At 41.1% G+C, this 17,832-nt stretch carries 13 protein-coding genes; 2 read left to right on the top strand and 11 right to left on the bottom strand.

Going from position 1 to position 17,832, the window contains the following annotated elements:
* Positions 1–47: 47 nt before the first annotated feature.
* On the bottom strand, positions 48–2,429 hold the full coding sequence (locus AC5JMF_RS07825) for a phosphoketolase family protein (protein WP_495795139.1): 2,382 nt from the start codon (positions 2,427–2,429) through the stop codon (positions 48–50).
* Between the two features lie 27 nt (positions 2,430–2,456).
* On the opposite strand from AC5JMF_RS07825, the gene AC5JMF_RS07820 reads away from it, so the two are divergent.
* Positions 2,457–2,660: a hypothetical protein gene (locus AC5JMF_RS07820; protein ID WP_495795138.1), complete on the top strand. Its 204-nt coding sequence runs from the start codon at positions 2,457–2,459 to the stop codon at positions 2,658–2,660.
* A 670-nt stretch (positions 2,661–3,330) separates the two neighbouring features.
* The gene (locus AC5JMF_RS07815; protein WP_495795137.1) at positions 3,331–3,525 is read left to right on the top strand and encodes a hypothetical protein; all 195 of its coding nucleotides are present in this window, start codon (positions 3,331–3,333) and stop codon (positions 3,523–3,525) included.
* Positions 3,526–3,547: 22 nt separating this feature from the next.
* Here AC5JMF_RS07815 and AC5JMF_RS07810 read toward each other — a convergent pair whose 3' ends face one another.
* From AC5JMF_RS07810 to AC5JMF_RS07765, 10 genes are all read right to left on the bottom strand, one after another.
* Positions 3,548–5,080, bottom strand: coding sequence for an MFS transporter (locus AC5JMF_RS07810; RefSeq protein ID WP_495795136.1), 1,533 nt, complete (start codon positions 5,078–5,080; stop codon positions 3,548–3,550).
* Between the two features lie 127 nt (positions 5,081–5,207).
* Entirely contained in the window at positions 5,208–6,335 is a 1,128-nt protein-coding gene (locus AC5JMF_RS07805; RefSeq protein WP_495795135.1) for an acyltransferase family protein, read from the bottom strand.
* Positions 6,336–6,429: 94 nt separating this feature from the next.
* Complete coding sequence (locus tag AC5JMF_RS07800; protein ID WP_495795134.1) at positions 6,430–7,638, bottom strand: glycosyltransferase; 1,209 nt, start codon at positions 7,636–7,638, stop codon at positions 6,430–6,432.
* Positions 7,639–7,962: 324 nt separating this feature from the next.
* Positions 7,963–9,186, bottom strand: a complete 1,224-nt coding sequence (locus AC5JMF_RS07795) for an MGDG synthase family glycosyltransferase (RefSeq protein WP_495795133.1) — start codon at positions 9,184–9,186, stop codon at positions 7,963–7,965.
* Between the two features lie 27 nt (positions 9,187–9,213).
* Positions 9,214–10,131, bottom strand: coding sequence for a class I SAM-dependent methyltransferase (locus AC5JMF_RS07790; protein WP_495795132.1), 918 nt, complete (start codon positions 10,129–10,131; stop codon positions 9,214–9,216).
* 42 nt (positions 10,132–10,173) lie between these two features.
* Positions 10,174–11,301 (bottom strand): UDP-galactopyranose mutase, encoded by a 1,128-nt coding sequence (glf, locus tag AC5JMF_RS07785; protein WP_495795131.1) that lies wholly within the window; start codon positions 11,299–11,301, stop codon positions 10,174–10,176.
* A 102-nt stretch (positions 11,302–11,403) separates the two neighbouring features.
* Positions 11,404–12,993 carry a GMC oxidoreductase gene (locus AC5JMF_RS07780; protein ID WP_495795130.1) on the bottom strand — a complete coding sequence of 530 codons (1,590 nt, stop codon included), beginning with the start codon at positions 12,991–12,993 and terminating at the stop codon, positions 11,404–11,406.
* A gap of 42 nt (positions 12,994–13,035) precedes the next feature.
* Complete coding sequence (locus AC5JMF_RS07775) at positions 13,036–13,869, bottom strand: SDR family NAD(P)-dependent oxidoreductase (RefSeq protein WP_495795129.1); 834 nt, start codon at positions 13,867–13,869, stop codon at positions 13,036–13,038.
* A gap of 46 nt (positions 13,870–13,915) precedes the next feature.
* Entirely contained in the window at positions 13,916–15,151 is a 1,236-nt protein-coding gene (locus tag AC5JMF_RS07770; RefSeq protein ID WP_495795128.1) for an MGDG synthase family glycosyltransferase, read from the bottom strand.
* A gap of 242 nt (positions 15,152–15,393) precedes the next feature.
* Positions 15,394–17,622: an SBBP repeat-containing protein gene (locus AC5JMF_RS07765; RefSeq protein WP_495795127.1), complete on the bottom strand. Its 2,229-nt coding sequence runs from the start codon at positions 17,620–17,622 to the stop codon at positions 15,394–15,396.
* Between the last annotated feature and the right edge of the window lie 210 nt (positions 17,623–17,832).

The following is a 17,832-nucleotide window of genomic DNA, read 5'->3' as shown; positions in this document are numbered from 1 at the left end:
TTAAACGTCATTGATTATTCTCCGCGTCCCCGCGTCCCCGCGTCCCCCTAATACGGCCATTTCCAGTTACGAATTTCTGGCATATCTTCGCCGTACTCGGTGATGTAGTGTTTGTGTTCAATTAGCTTGTCTTGGAGTTGCTGTTTAACGTAGGCTGCTTTGCAACCTAGTTTGGGTACTCGATCAATTACGTCCATTACGAGATGGAAGCGATCGAGGTCATTGAGAACTACCATGTCAAAAGGAGTAGTGGTGGTTCCTTCTTCTTTGTAACCACGTACATGCAAGTTCTTGTGGTTGGTGTGGCGATAAGTTAGGCGATGTATCAACCAAGGATAACCATGAAAAGCGAAAATGATCGGTTTGTCGGTGGTAAAAATTGTGTCAAAGTCTTTGGTACTCAAACCGTGGGGATGTTCGCTTTTTGGCTGTAGTGTCATCAAATCGACTATGTTAACTACTCGCACTTTTAAGTCAGGGAAATGCTGACGCAGAATATCCACAGCAGCTAAGGTTTCTAGAGTAGGTACATCTCCAGCGCAAGCCATGACTACATCTGGTTCGCTACCTTGGTCGTTACTTGCCCATTCCCATATACCAATGCCTTTGGTGCAATGTTTAATAGCTGCATCGATATCGAGGTATTGTAGTGCTGGTTGCTTACCAGCAATAATGACGTTGACGTAGTTACGACTCTTGAGGCAATGGTCAGTTACCGATAGCAAGGTGTTGGCGTCAGGGGGAAGATATACGCGAATAATTTCGGCTTTTTTGTTGAGTACATGATCGATAAAACCAGGGTCTTGGTGGGAGAAACCATTATGGTCTTGTCGCCAAACGTGGGAGGTAAGTAAGTAATTGAGCGAGGCAATTGGTCTACGCCAAGAAATGTGGCGGGTAGTTTTCAACCACTTGGCGTGCTGGTTAAGCATAGAGTCAATGATGTGGATAAAGGCTTCATAACAGGAGAAGAACCCATGACGACCTGTAAGTAAGTAGCCTTCTAACCAACCTTGACAACTAGTTTCACTGAGAATTTCCATCACCCGACCGTTGGGGGATAGATGTTCGTCTTCTGGCAGGATTTGAGCAGTCCAAGTCCTATCTGTGACTTCAAATACTGCATCTAGACGATTGGATTGGGTTTCATCGGGGCCGAAGATACGGAAGTTACGGCTTTCTAGGTTGAGTTTCATCACATCCCGGAGGAATTTTGCTGTTATCTTGGTCGCTTCAGCTTCAATTTCTCCTGGTTCAGGAACATCTATGGTATAGTCTTTAAAATCAGGCATTTTTAAATCCCGCAGCAAGGTACCGCCATTAGCGTGAGGATTATCACCCATACGCCGATGTCCTTGAGGGGCTAGTTCTGCTAGTTGTGGGATTAGCCTGCCGTTGGCGTCAAAGAGTTCTTCGGGTTTGTAACTCTTCATCCATTCTTCTAAAAGTTTGAGATGTTCTGGATTTTTGGCAATTTCACCGAAGGGGACTTGATGCGATCGCCAATAATCTTCAGTCTTTTTCCCATCTACATCTTTTGGGCCTGTCCAACCTTTAGGAGTTCTGAGAATAATCATCGGCCATTGAGGACGCTGAGTAAAACCGTGTATTCGCACCTCTCTTTGGATACCTTGAATTTCAGTAATTACCGTATCGAGAGTTGCTGCCATTTGCTGGTGTACATCTGTAGGATCTGCACCTTCTACAAAGTATGGTTTATAACCATAACCAACAAATAAACTCTCCAATTCTGCATGACTTAAACGTGCTAATAAAGTTGGGTTAGCAATTTTATACCCATTTAAATGCAGAATGGGGAGGACTGCACCATCATGCACCGGATTAATAAACTTGTTGGAATGCCAACTCGTTGCTAAAGCACCTGTTTCTGCTTCACCATCACCAACAACAGCAGCAACAATTAAGTCAGGGTTATCAAAGGCTGCACCATAAGCATGAACGAGGGCATAACCAAGTTCGCCACCCTCGTGTATGGAACCAGGGGTTTCCGGTGCGGCGTGGCTGGGAATGCCACCGGGGAAAGAGAACTGTTTGAAGAGTTTCTGCATTCCCTCAACATCTTGGGAAATATTAGGGTAGTACTCGCTGTATGTTCCTTCTAAGTAAGTATTGGCTACCAATCCAGGGCCACCATGACCGGGCCCAGCAATGTAAATTGTATTTAAGTCGTACTTTTTGATAACTCGATTCAGGTGAACATAGATAAAGTTTAATCCAGGTGTTGTACCCCAATGACCTAATAATCGAGGTTTGACGTGTTCTATCTTCAGCGGTTCTCTCAGCAGAGGATTGTTGAGTAAATATATCTGTCCGACTGAAAGATAGTTAGCTGCACGCCAGTAGGCATTGATTTTCTGCAATTCTTCATCTGTTAAAGGCTTTGTTTGCGGAAGACTGGCCAAAGTCATGTCAAACTCCCTTACAAAAAGATTCTGATGAATTCATCAGTATGCAATCTTACTAGTCTGTGGTGCGAGAGTCATCTTGCTTATGACCGAAGAATTCACAATTGTGCGTTGCGATCGCGCAAAATAAGAAAATCAGAATTATTGGCGATCATGCGGCACATATTATACTTGTCATACTTAATATTGCAAAATCAGAATTATTGGCGATCGCCATCACGTCGAATAAAATAATCTAAAATATTGCCAGTATTCAAGAGAAAATCAGTCTAAATTGGGTGAATACGTTTCAAAAACAGAAACCAGAAATGCGATCGCTCCTCGCCTCTATAAAATTAGAATAAATTTTCAGTAAGATTTCGGAGAACAACAGAATAATTGTCTAATAAGAGCAATGTCTCTTAAATAATTCGTAATTCGTAATTAAGTTTTGTAATGGGGATTTAACCCCATCATAAATAATCACAGAGTAAAAGTTTGTTTTCTACTCTGTGATTGTGTATTATGTTGATCTTGAGGATAGTTGCACCTTAAAGTCACAACGCCCTTTGTTTACTTAATAAAAATATTAGCTTAAAACGCTATTTAAATCATCTATCTTTTAGTTGATTATGCAATATTAATATTCTGTCTTTTCATAGTGTTTTATTTAAAACTTAAAGTGCAAAAATATCAGATGTGTCATTAATATCGTTTGCATTTACAAGCTTGTAGATTTAATTACATTTATGCCAGTTTTAAATATAAACTACATTTCTCACTCAATACTGAAATTTTGTGATTTATTGAAAATAAACATTGCAAAGAATATCAGGTTTAGTAAATATTACTTACCTCTATAATTGCAATTCGCCTTTAAATATGTGACTTTAGCTGATTTTTAGTTAATTAATCTGAGGTGTTTATGACTTCTACAAATCTCAACTTCTTAGAAACTAGTGTATCCAAATTTCAGAGTTTGAATCCAGACGATCGCCTGACAGTGCTAGCGTTACTTTATACAGAAATTGCAGATGAAATACCTGCAATGGCTCTGAATTGTGTACCAAATGAATCTACTGCAAATTTGGTAGGACAAATTCAAAGAAGCAAAGTATAGGTTGTCAAATTTTGTCTAAGTCTTATGTAACGGAATTTTTACTAATTTGGCTAAAAGTTGGTTTAACAAACGCCAGAATTAACAATGCTCCACCTAACAGGGCAATACTACCTACAACCACAGTTGTGTGTAGACCCGATACAAATGCATTGCTAATTGCCTGATGCATAGCTTGGGTTGATATGTTGATTGGCAAGTCACTGGGAACTTTAATTCCACCGTGCAAAGCATCAGTGATGAGTCGATCTTGCAGATTTGAGGGTAGGCCCCAAGCAGAGAGCGATCGCTTCAAATCTGAAGCCAGTCTTTGGGTGAGAATTGTTCCTTGGAGGGCAATTCCTAAAACACCACCGAGACGACTACTGGTATTGAGTACTGCTGAGGCAATTCCCGATTGAGTCGAGGGTGCAGAACTCATAGCTGCTGCTCCTAAGGGAGGCACGACCAAACCAGCGCCGAAGCCAGAAAGAACAAGTTTCCACAAAAATGCTCCATATTCAGTATCAGCACTGATGTGGATAAATGATAACGTAGCCACACACGCTAGGATCAATCCTGCCGCAATTGTGAAGCGCCACCCTAGCTTATTAGCAAGCCATCCAGAAACGAGCAATGCGATTACAAAAGACCCATTCATCGGTAAAAAGCGCACACCAGCCGCTACCGCAGAGTATCCCTGCACTTGCTGCAAAAATAGGCTGAAAATAAAAAGCAAACTAACGAAAGTGAATAACACCAAAACATTAACGACATTGACTACAGCAAAAGTTGGGTTTTTAAACAACCTTAGTGGTAGCATCGGTTGGCTGCTGTGGGACTCAACAAGCAAAAATGCTAAAAAGCTAAGTCCGGCAATTGTCAGCGACCAGAAAATAAGTGGCGATCGCCACACCCCAGTATTAGACTCAATTAATGCGTAGGTAAGCGAAGCCAAAAAAATTATACTCAGCACTAAACCTGGCAGATCTATATTCTGCCTCTTCAGATTTTTGACTTCCTTAACAAAACGAGAAGTAATTGCAAAGGCAATCACCCCAAACGGTATATTCACAAAAAACGTACTCTGCCACCCGAAGACATCTACAAGTAGTCCACCAAGAACGGGGCCAGCAATGAGAGCAAGTCCTGATACCGCAGACCAAATGGCGATCGCGTTTGTTTTCTCCCTCGGTTCAGGGAAAGTATCAGTAATGATAGATAGAGAAGTCGGGATTAAGGCAGCAGCACCGATGCCCTGAAGAACTCTTCCAGTCAGCAAAATACTGAGATTGGGGGCAAGACCACAGACTATAGAAGCGATCATGAAGATAAGCAGTCCCGTCAAAAACACCCGCTTGCGCCCATAGATATCTCCTAATGTTCCACTCGTGAGTACTAAACTAGCCGCAGGCAGAGTGTAGGCATTGAGAATCCACTGCAACCCTGATACATTAGAACCCAAGCTTGTCTGAATTTGGGGAAGAGCTACATTTAATACAGTATCGTCAATAATAGCTATGAACAGGGCGAAACACATTGCCGTCAGTGTGATAGCTTTAATCCGACTTCGATCCATTACCTTCAGTACCTCTATGCAAGTTTTTCTGTAAATGTTTTTTGTTGCTAGTAGCGAGAATCTGCTGCAAGAAATCAGCAACCTTTAGTAAAGAATATTTTTGAGTTTTCAGAAAAGTTTTGAGTAGTTACTGCAACTTTTTAAGTAAATATTTTCTAGACTTAACTTCAACTGCATAGTACGCAAGGCTGGAAAAAATGATTGTGATAGTAGTAAACCAAAACAATCCCCAATAGAGCTGTATTTGTGTGAAACCTGAACAAAAAAGTTCCCCACAAAAAGCATAACTAAAAAGGACAATTAAAATTCTAATTACACCATGAACTAAATAAATTGAGTAGGAAATTTCGCCTATAAATATCAATACTCTTACATTTAATATTTTCGCTGCTTTTCCTTTATTCAATGCTCCTGAAATTAAAAGAAGAGCAAAACCGGGTATTGTCCAGACATCATGACCCCTAGCTAATATAACTGTTATTATCCAAATCCAAGCTAGTAAGAAGCTATAATCACTTATAAAAAAAAGACGCAACCAACCCTTTTGATAAATCTGGTAGACTCCTATACCTAATGTAAAGTCAAGTAAACAACGGAAAAGACCATAATCAAGCTGTAAAAGCAAAGTCCCAGGCATCTGTATAGACAGCCTTGATAATCCAAGTAATAAAACTATTGGAACTGAACAATTTAGCAAAATTCTCTGTGAAGAGTTCCGCAAAAACAGAGGCAGCAAAAAAGGAAAAATTATGTAAGTGTACCACTCTGCCCCTACTGCCCAAGAAACGGAATTCCAGCCGTATGGAAGGTTCCCGACAGCACCTAGTAAGGTAAGATTAGTCAATAGTCCAATCAAAGGAAAATGTTCCTCTGAAAAGGCATATTTTGGCTCTACAAGGTATATTGGCAACTGTAATGCCACCAAACAGAGCAGCGTGAACAAATGAAGTGGATAAATTTTTGCAAAACGCGCTACCAGGAATTGTTTATAGTTATGCTTGTTTAGCCCTTCGCTAAATCTTGTATGATAGACATGAAAAATCACAAAGCCACTCAATATGAAGAAAAAATCTACCCATAGATAGCCTTTCTCCATCAGTTGTGCCAAAAATTGTGGCTGAAGGTTATATTTTGGCTCAGCCAATGCGAATAAATTAAGATAATGGCAAGCAACGATGCACAGCGCTCCGATACCTCGCAAAGGTGTTAATGATTGGATGTGATTTACTGGTAATTTATTTTTGATTAATTCCATACATACTTCTTTGGATGTTGAATCAACTCAATTCATTGCCATGACAAAATCTGCTTAAGTAGCCCTCATTAACTGCCTAACCATAACGGATTTTTCAAGCCAGCTCTGTAACTGTTGTCTTATCGCTAGTAACAAGAATCTTCTGCAAAACCTCAGCGACTTCAAACACAGCGAGATTTTTCACAGCAGCGACATTGGCATGGTAAAGAGCAAAATTTTCCGGCTCTAGAAACTGTTCAACAGCTTTGTGGATATCTCGAAAACTGCGAAGAACCAAACCCACCTGCTTTTGTTCAATCCAATCAGTGTTGTAGCGTTCGTGGATAAGCGTGGCAGCATTGCGTTCCACAATTACTGGTAGCTGCATCGCTAAAGCTTCGCTGAGGCTACCGGGGCCTGGTTTGCCAATAAAAAAGTCGGCAAGATGCATGTAATAAGGAACGTTTTCGGTAAAGGTGGTGACAAACCTTTTCTGGATACCTTGGTTGTTGCGTAAAGTCTCGGCAAGTTCTTGATTGCGTCCGCACAGAAAAATGAATTGTAGTTTTTCTCCAAAACACTCTAAACGCTTGGCAATTTCTATCATGGCTTGGGAGCCATTACCACCAAACATGACAACTCCAGTTAAACAATCTGGATCTAAACCCAATTTTTGTCTTTCAGTAGCGCGATCGCACTTCATGGGTTCGTAAAAGCGCGGATGAATCACCATGCCGGATGTTTGAATAATCCGCTCCTCTTTCACACCCAAACTATGCGCTTGCTCCAGAGCTTTTTCAGTACCACAAACCGTATAATTATCTGTTTGGGGTTCTATCCAAAATCCGGGTGGATAATCGGCAAAATCTATCGGCAGAGTTACATATGGAGTGCCTGGTTTGACTCTCTGCAAGCTTTCCCATAACACCTTGTTACACATCGTTACTATGGAAACCACCATATCCGGCTGTTGCTGATCCCAATATTGTTCAAAAAACCTGACACCAGCATCGTAATTGAGTTTGACAAGAAGTTTATTAAGGCGCATCTGTAACGGCCAAAGCCATGTCCAACCGCTTTTCAGCATCAGGTTGTACAATTCATGTACAGAAAATCCAAATAGCTTGTAAACATTTACCACCTTTTTTTGTTCTGTCATGCTCGCCATGATGTCGTCCATATCGGTAACTTGGAAACGCCAAGGTAGTTGCTGTTGTTCGGCAACATCACGGATGGCATGATAGGTGGCGTAATGTCCACCACCACCTTTTCCGGTGACAACATTAATCACAAACTCTTTTTTAAACTTGGGTTCAATAACCATATTTTTATTCCAGCCACACTGGCTTTCTCGTAGATATAATTTGTTCTAAGCTGTTGCGCTTTTAATTTGCATAGTTCAAACCGCTCTTAAGACGCGGGGACGCGGTGAGTCCATTTGATTTGACTCAACTCATCGCTATCACAAACTCAATTCAATTGTTTCTTTAATTACGAATTACGTTAGCGCAGCGGTAGCGACGAAGGAGCGTCATTACGAATTATTTAACTATTGTCTTGTCGCTAAGCTAAAAAACATCTAAATTACATAATCAAATTAAATAAAACTCTTGTGGGGTGGGCATCTTGCCCGCCCTAATTATGCAAGTTATATGTGGAACAGCTTAGTAGCAAGAATTTTCTGCAAAATTTCAGCAACTTCAAACACGGCACGATTGTTTAAAGCAGCAACATTGGCGACGTAGTGAGCAAAAGTTTTCGGCTCTAAAAACTGCTCAACTGCTTTTTGAATATCCCGAAAATTGCGTAGCACTAAACCTACTTGCTTTTGTTCAACCCAATTAGTGTTGTAGCGTTCGTGGATAAGTGTGGAAAAATTCCGTTCTACGATCACTGGTAGCTGCATTGTCAACGCTTCGCTGAGGCTGCCAGGGCCTGGTTTACCAATAAAAAAGTCGGCAAGATGCATGTAATAAGGAACGTCTTCGGTAAAGGTGGTGACAAACCTTTTTTGGATACCTTGGTTGTTGCGTAGACTTTCTGCTAATTCTTGATTGCGTCCGCACAGAAAGATCAGTTGTAGTTTTTCTCCAAAACACTCCAAACGTTTGGCGATTTCCAGCATGGCTTTGGAACCATTACCACCAAACATGACAACTCCAGTCAGACAGTCTGGATTTAAACCCAATTTTTGTCTTTCAGTAGCGCGTAGGCGTAGCCCGCCGCAGGCATTGCCCTCTAAAGATTCATAAAAACGCGGATGAATCACCATACCAGATGTTTGGATGATCCGATCTTCTTTCACACCCAAAGCACGCCCTTGCTCGACAGCTTTCTCATTTCCGCAGACTGTGTAATTCTCTGTTTGGGGTTCAAGCCAAAATGCAGGCGGATAATCGGCAAAATCTATCAGAACAGTTACGTATGGAGTCCCTGGTTTTACCCTTTGTAAGCTTTCTGATAGTGCTTTGTTAAACAACGGCATGACAGAAACCACTAAGTCTGGCTGCTGCTTTTGCCAGTATTCCTCAAAAAATTTTACCCCAGCATCATAATTTAGTTTTACCAAGAATTTATTGAGGCGCATCTTCAATGGCCAAAGCCACGTCCAGCCACTTTTCTGCATTCGATTGTACAATTCATGTCCAGAAAAGCCCAGCATTTCATAAGCGTTCTTGACCTTATTTTGTTGCGCTAAATCTGTTGCAATGTTGTCCATGTCAGTGACTTGGAAATGCCAAGGCAGTTGTTGCTGTTCGGCAACAGCACGGATGGCATGATAGGTAGCGTAATGTCCACCACCGCCTTTGCCAACGATCACGTTAATCACAAATTTTTCTTTTGGATATGAGGATGATTGCATTGTTTTCATAAATAAATTTTCTAAAAAATACTCGGATTAAACGCTTTTGCGGAACATGATGCTCATGCCAGCATGGAGACTGAACCAATAGCCAAAAATTGCCCAGAAAAGGAATTGATAAGAGGTGAATGCTTTTCCTAATCTAAGTGGTTCAGCAAGAACGTCCATAGAACCGTCAAAGACACTCATGTAGGCGTTTACAGCTCGGTTGTTCAAACAGAACCAAGGTGTATCGTCATATTTGCGATCAAAGAAGTCTACAGGTTTCCATCCCTGCGCTTTCCCCAAGGATTCGATGATTTCTCGCGTGTATATATGAAGGTGGTAAGGGACATGTACAGAGTTATAGTGGTCTGCTATATCTGGTTGGTTGAGATCGATATTAGCGGCGTTAGGTGTACCGATCAGAATATAACCACCAGGAGCTACTAAGTTGTCTATATAACTTAAGAAAGCATTGGGATCTTCAACGTGTTCGATCACATCCTGGGTAGAAATATAATCAAATTTTCTACTTTCGATAAATGCGCGATCGCCTAATCCATCCACAGGTGCGTAGAGGTCGTATCCATAAGAATTAATAAAGCCCCGTTGTTGCAGATATTTTACAAACAGACCATGAATTCCACAGCCATAATCGAGAAATGAATGTTGTTTAGAAAATCCATGTTTAGTTAACTGACAAAGAAGATTGTCATAAAAAATTCGTAGCGGCCAAACTAATTTAGCTTCAGAAAAAGGATATTTGGAGTAGTAATAGTCAAGATCCACAACATCCAAACAATGAATCGTTTGGCAATCAGGACATCGCCAAACCTTAAACTTTTCGTCCATTAAGGATCTGATACTACAAGGAAAGGTATAAAATGCAGATTTATGATTTGGATTAACTCGATAATTACAAACAGAACATACAAGGCGTTGCTTGCTTGAGATAACCTGTGTTTCTTGCATGAGAGTTTTCCTTTAAAAGCTCGACTATCTTATTTGTCATTCCTACTTGGAATTTACTACTTCTTTCTCAAACAAACCCAGCGCCCGAACCACTGCGTGATCCATGTCATAATACTTGTAATCTGCAAGTCTCCCAGCAAACAACACTGTACCGTTGAGATTTTCTACTTCTTTGAGATAAAGGTTGAGGCGATCGCGGTTATCTTCATTCAAGATGGGATAATAAGGGTCATTTTTTCCCGGAACATAAGCTTGGGGATATTCCATCACCAAGGTAGTTTTAGGAGAAGCTTGTCCTGATAAATACTTCTGCTCGGTAATGCGTGTAATATCGTAGTCGTTGGGGTAATTTACTGTACCAACTTCTTGATATTGTTCTTGATTTAAAGTCTCAAATTGAAAGCGCAAACTCCGATAGGGCAATTCCCCATACATATAGTCGAAGAAAGTATCAATTGGGCCTGTGCAAATAATCCGGTTAAATTTAACGTCGTTAATAATCTCGCGGTAATCGGTATTCAGTAACACCTTGATATTAGGATGAGCCAACATTTTGCGGAACATTTCGGTGTAGCCAACCTTTGGCATCGCTTGATAAGGGTCTTGAAAATAACGGTTATCCCGACTGATGTAAACTGGTACACGCCCCGTTACGGCCCGATCTAGTTCCTCCGGTTTCACACCCCATTGCTTCATGGTGTAACGGAGAAAAACATTTTCATAGATATAATCAGCGAGAAAGCTTAAATCTCCACTGGTACTTTCACGCAGTTTTAGGATAGGTACTTTTACACCAAATCCAAAGTTTTCTAAAAGTAAATTCTCCAATTTTTCTGCATAATTTGGAGGAAAAAGAGCATAGAGTGAATTTAAATTAAAAGGAATAGGAACTTTTTTACCTTCTACTACTCCCAACACATGATGGTAGTAATGTCTCCATTCTGTAAATTGGGAGAGGTAATCCCAAACTTTTTTAGATTTGGTGTGAAAGATATGAGGCCCGTATTTATGAACTAATATCCCATGCTCGTTATAGTAATCGTAGGCGTTGCCGCCAATGTGGTCTCGCTGTTCAACAATTAGCACTCTTTGTCTTAGCTCGGTTGCAATCCGTTCAGCCATGACACAAGCTGAGTATCCTGCCCCTATGATCAACCAATCAAATATCATTGATCTGACTCCAATAATTGTTTGAACAGCGCGGACATCTTGATGGTTTTAAATATGGTGATCTGAAAGTTTCAGATTGGACAATTTCTCAAAGGCGATCGCCTATTGAATGCTGACAGGGTAGTTCATCGCAGTTGACTGATTGACAGCAGTCATCTCAAATCTTAAGAGCAAATGCTCTGCGACTCTGATAGCATTGGCAATAATCGTCAGCGTTGGATTCAAAGCAGCACTCGAAGGGAAAAAAGCACCATCGACAACGTAAAGATTATCAACATCATGGGTGCGACAATTGAGATCGAGTACAGAGGTTTTAGGGTCTTCCCCAAAACGACAAGTACCGCACTGATGCCCAACATCTTTTAAAGACATCCCTGTGGTAAAAAAGATTGAGAATGGCTCGATAGACTTTAATACTTCTTGCCAACGCTTAACTAGGCGATTCAATGCTTCATCGTTGTTGTTAGTATATTCGAGAAACATTTTCTCGCCTTCGACACGCACGCGATTGTCCGGATCTGGTAAGTCTTCCGCCATGAGAAACCAGGGAGTAGTTCTATCTGTGAACGCCTTAAATACTGCTCTGGGAATCAGTTTGCTAGGAATAAAAGATGGGTTATTAGCAGCAGCTCTATCCTCAGTAATATTGCCGAGGGTTTGCACATGTCCCATCGGGTAAGGAAAATCTGCCTCTCCCCAATAAAAATCATTCACGGCGAGTGTTTTAGGGTAAACCGTAGGATTGAGTTTTGTAGTCACAGCTACGATCGCGCTAATTTTATGCCGCATATAATTGCGTCCCACCAGATCGGAACTATTTGCTAATCCATTTGGATGTTGATCATTAGCCGATCGCAGTAACAAAGTGGCGGAGTTGATCGCACCACAAGCAACAACAACTATATCTCCAAAGAAAAAGTGGCGATCGCCTGCGATTTCTGCTTCCACAGCCGTAACCTCACGACCTGAAGCACTGGTATGCAAACGCAATACTTTCGCTTCGGTCATCAAAGTTACATTAGAATAGACCATTGCTGGACGTACACCGTTAACATCACCATCAGCTTTGGCATTGACCAAGCAGGGGAAACCATCGCAGGTATTGCAACGAACACAAGTACTTATAAAACGATTGACTTCATTTAGCTTGATACCAAGGGGCTGATAACAGGGATGAAAGCCTCTATCCTTAAGAGCATAGTTGATTTGTTCAATGTAGGGTTCGTGGCTGATTGGTGGAAAAGGATAGTCTTGATCTCTTGGGGGTTCGGTCGGGTCAAGACCTTGCTTTCCGTGTACGTCGTAGAGTTTTTCGGCTTGAGTGTAGTAAGGTGCAAAATCCTGATACTTTAATGGCCACTCTGGAGAAACACCACCTTTGTGAATGACTTCTTCAAAGTCCCGCTCCCGAAATCGATACAACGCGCTACCGTAAAACTTCGTGTTACCACCAACGTAATAGTGTGTAAACGGATTAAATGGGTTGCCGTCCTTGTCATACCACATTTCGGTAGTTCGATAGCGGTCTTTACCATAGACTTCTTGAGAATCCCAATTAGCCTTTTCTTTGGGTAGAAAATTTCCTCGCTCTAAAATCAAAATCTTCTTGCCGCTTGGTGCTAGCTTATTTGCTAGAGTTCCACCACCTGCACCCGTACCAATAATGATGACATCGTAATGGTCGTTATTCATTTTTTTCCTTTTTAAGCTAGTTTCAATATGGCTGGGTAAACCTTAATTGCAGACGATATTCTCAGCTTGCATCTGCTTTTGGGCACAATTAAAATTCGTCTCTATCACACCAGCTTTTTGAATCATTGAGTCTCCAAATTCTGGAGATAGTTGTGAAAGTGCATAAAAGACTTTGATTGCTAGACCATCGAGTATTACTTCTTTTTGGTTTTGCTTAATTGCTTGAATCACCACATCTGCTACTTGTGTTGGTTCAGCAATGCTTGCTCCCTTAGGTACTGATATATCTAGAGCGAGGAACATTCCGGCATTGGTACACCCAGGACAAATGACTGAAACACCGACATTAGTATTCGCTAATTCCTGCCGTATTGCCTCCGACCACATAATCAAACCTGCTTTACTGGCTGAATAAATGCTGTTAAAAGGTGCTGCCTTTTTGCCAGCGCCAGAGGAAATGTTAACAATATGACCACTCTTGCGCTCTATCATGCTTGGTAGTAGTAAACGGGTCAATTCCATTGGTGCATGGAGGTTGAGCGTCAATATCGATTGGATATCTTCTAAGGCGTAGTTTTGAAAAGGCCGAAATTTCTCAATTGCAGCATTGTTAATCAAAATATCAATGGGGCCGGCAAGTTGCTCAATCTTCTGCACTAGGGAGGGTAATTCTTCCAATTGTCTGATGTCAAAAGGAATACTTATCGCTTTACCACCCTCAGTCTCAATCTCAGTACATATTTGCTCTAGACCTTCTTGAGAACGAGAAATGGTAACTACAGTTACTTGCTCTTTTGCTAAAGCACGAGCAATAAATACTCCGATGCCACCTGAAGCACCTGTCAAAACTGCTGTTTTACCTGCTATTGTTTTCACATTCACCCTCCAAAATTTTTATATATAGTAATTTTTTATACATAGATTAAACGGTTGAGGATAACTGCTTATTCCTTGGAGAAGGCGCAACCGAAAAGGAGTTTTCAAGCATTTGTTCCAAAATATCAACTACTTCAAATACTGCTTGATTGTTGATCGCGGCGGCGTTGGCACGATAGCGAGCTAGAGTTTCTGGCTGGATTAGCTTTGCTACAGCTTGGTTAATATCCCGAAAATTGCGGACTACAATACCAATCTCATTTTCTGCAATCCACTCAGCCGAGGGTCGTTCTTGAAACATGCTTAAGGCATTACAATCTGTAATTACTGGCAAGTTCATTGCCACAGCCTCGCTAACACCCACAGAGCCGGATTTACCAATAAAGAAATCCGATAGATGCATATAGTAAGGAATTTCACTAGTAAAGGTTTCAATGTACCTTGGTAAACGACTCTGTTGACGGCGCAAAGTGTTTGCTATTTCTTCATTGCGTCCGCAGATAAAAATGAGTTGTAGATTCAGTGACGATTTCTCTAGACAATCGGCAATTTCTAGCATTGCTTTTGATCCCTGACTACCAAAAGTGATTAAACCTGTAGGTAAATCTGGATTTAAACCTAAGCGTTCTTTTTCAATTTGGCGATCGCTATTTATGGATTCAGAGAATCGAGGATGAATTACCACTCCTGATGTGCTGAAGATTCGCTCTTGCGTATAACCTAAGCTTTTAGCTTGTTCAACTGCTCTTTGAGTCGGACAAATTAAGAATTGTGCTTGTGGATCAATCCAGAAGTGGGGTGGGCAATCGGCATGATCGGTCATTACGGTTGCAAAAGGCACATGGGATGATACTGCCTGCAAGCTTTGATTAATCAGCCCATTGATATAGGGCAGTAATGAAACCACCATATCAGGTTGATGCTGCTGCCAATATTTTTTAAAACGTCCTAACCAAGCAAAATGAGAAAGGCGTATTTGTAATTTGAATGAAGGAACTAAGAAAGGGTCATTAATAATTTTTGCCCAGTTTTTTTTGAGTATCAGATGATTGTAAACGTAGTGTGGAGCAGTCGTACCAATGATTTCTTTGAAAGCATCGACTATATGAATTTCCCAAGGTAATTGCCGCTTCTCGATCACTTTTTGCAAAGCATTGGCTGTGCTGCGATGACCTGCGCCTAAATCATAAATCATCAAATATACTTTTTTCATGGCTTTGGCGATTCGGTTGGTATTTGGGTTAAGAAAAATCTTTTTTCCGTGTAGACCGTCATTGGTCATTAGTCATGACGCTCGCGGACTCGCTACCGCTACGCTAAAGTTATTTGTATTTACCAAGGACAGAGGACAAATGACAAAAGACAACCTCACCAGTTGATGTGCAATGTTTATTTGCGTAACAGCTTAGTATTTGGTTTTTGGGGTAGGGTGTTCCACAAAAAATGTTCTTCGTTTTCCCCCTACACCCCATACCCTAGTTTTTGGTCATTTATTTTTTTGCCCGATTTTCAGTTAGAAAAAGTTCATATCACTACAGAACCATTATTAACTGCCCCAGCCAAAGCTGAAGGAAAAGAACCTTGAGACTGAGGGTCGAATAAGCTGCCAAGACTAGAAACGATCTCTCCATAGTTGAATCCACTGCTAGTAGTACTTCTAATACTTCTGTTGCTAGTACTTATCCCTAGAGTAGGGTTAATCCCCTCAGTAGGGTTAATCCGGTTATCGCCTTTAGGTAACTTTTCCTTAGTCACAAGATCATTAGTGATATCAATGGTGGGAATTGAACCAGGATCGGTGATGCTGATGACATCATTTGAATTGCCGATAAATTTTTGCAGTTTTCCTTTGTTGACATCAAGCTGAGCCACCCAACTATCTACAGCAGAGGTATTAACGCCATTAGTGTTTCCTAACAAGCCATCAGTAAATCCAGTCACGTAAAGCTTACCAGTGCCGTCAGTAGTAATACCTGTAGGGTAGTCAAGATTATTTCTGCTGCCAAATTGTTGAATCCACTTGTTATTGCCATCAGTGTCGAACCTCGCCACCCAGGCATTATAAGATTTGTCTTTTTGACCTTTGCCTAACTTACCGTTAGAATGTCCGATCATAAAGACATTGTCTTGTTCATCGATCTCCATGTCGGAGAAGAGCATCCCATCATCATCTGGAGAACCAAACTGTTTAGCCCACACTTGAGATCCATCTGGGGCTAGTTTGGTAAGCCAAATATCGCGATCGCTGATTTGTACATCATCCCCCGTTCCAATATTCCCTGTAGTCCATCCTGTAACGTAAATATTGCCCTTGCTGTCAGTGTCAACACCCCAGGCAAAATCAAGACCCTGATTTGTACTTCCCAGCTGTTGAATCCACTCTATCTTTCCTGAGGTGTCCGTCTTCGTCACCCAAGCATCGTACTTCAAAAGTTGTCGTGATGGGTCTGACTCTTGGACTAAGCCCTGAGTCCAGCCTACTGCGTAGCTGTTACCAAGATTATCAACGGCAATGTCGTAACATTCGTCAAAAAAGGGAGTGATGTCAAACGGGAAAGTCGCTGAAGGATTCTTAATCGGAGTAATCCATTGTTGGTTGCCATTGCTGTCTAACTTAGTTACCCAAGAATCATCTTGAATACTAAAATTGAAAATGTCTGTTCTTTGATTTTCCTTAATTGCTAATCCTGATACATAGACATTGCCTGCTGCATCTAGGTCAAGCCCAAAGGCTGAATTAGAAAAACCACCAGCACTAAACTGCTTACCCCATACCTGATTGCCATTGGTGTCATACTTAGCTACCCAAACATCCCCTTCTGATTGCTTGGATGAAAACAAGCTACCCGACGTGTTACCCGCTATGTAGGAGTTACCACTACTATCTGTGGCGATCGCTAAGCTACCTTCATCACCAGAAGAACCAAACTGTTTACCCCAGACCTGGTTGCCATTTTTGTCATATTTGGCTATCCACACATCTGAAAAACCTTGATTGGTTCCAAACAATGGCCCGGTGGTAGTTCCTGTTAGATAGACATTACCAGCAGCATCTTTACCTGCACCAAAACTGAGGTCGTTACCAGTAGTCCCCAATTGCTGAATCTTCTGGTTTTGTACTGGTTTTTTTGGTGGTTTGTTACCGACAAACCGGAAATTCTTCGATTTCAAATCTAAATTGACTTCAGGCTTTGCAAGCACAAAAGTGACGAGGTCAGGCGCTCCCTGTTGCAGTGAAAATATAGCTGCTCCAGAAAAAGGTTGTGCAACTCCTTCAACCTGTAATCCATTAACTTTTACGATTCGATAGTCTTGCGGTTTTCCATTTAGTTGGATGACATCATTATCTATGCCGAAATCATAAATGACAGCAAACTCGTTCAAACCAAGGAAGTTTGTAGTTAGTAGGGTATCTGGTTTAGAGGTAGTGTAGTAGGGCTGAGTTGTATCACCAAGAACAAATCTGTCTGACCCTACAGATGGGATATTTCTGTCTAGGATGAGTAATGGATTACCACCTTGCTGATTATTCTGAATATTCAAAATAATCTCATACTCTTCAGCAGAGTTGTCAAATATATCGCCGAATAAATAATCTACATTTGTTGCTTGAGTGGCGCTTGCAATCGGATTATCAGGATAAATGGTATCGTTTCCTGAGCGAGCAAAAAGCAGTTCAGAAGCATTTGTACCCCCTCCTGTAACTAGATCACTGGTAGGTGTCAATAATGAGATTGCAAATTTTTCATTCATTGTGGTTCAAATCCTTTAAACATATCCGAAAACTGTACAAATATCTCTATGACTAGCTTATGGGGTGCGATCGCCAATCTCGTAGTCAGACTAGTTGGAAATATTTGTTGTAAATAACTAGACAAAAAAGTTGGTTATATGCATTCATTTTTTCAATGCCACCGGGCGCACCATTCAAAACAACTGTTTTAACTCCTATGGTTTTCATAT

The sequence above is a fragment of the Desmonostoc vinosum genome (genome assembly GCF_059505385.1).
This window is presented reverse-complemented; position numbering and strand designations above follow the sequence as displayed.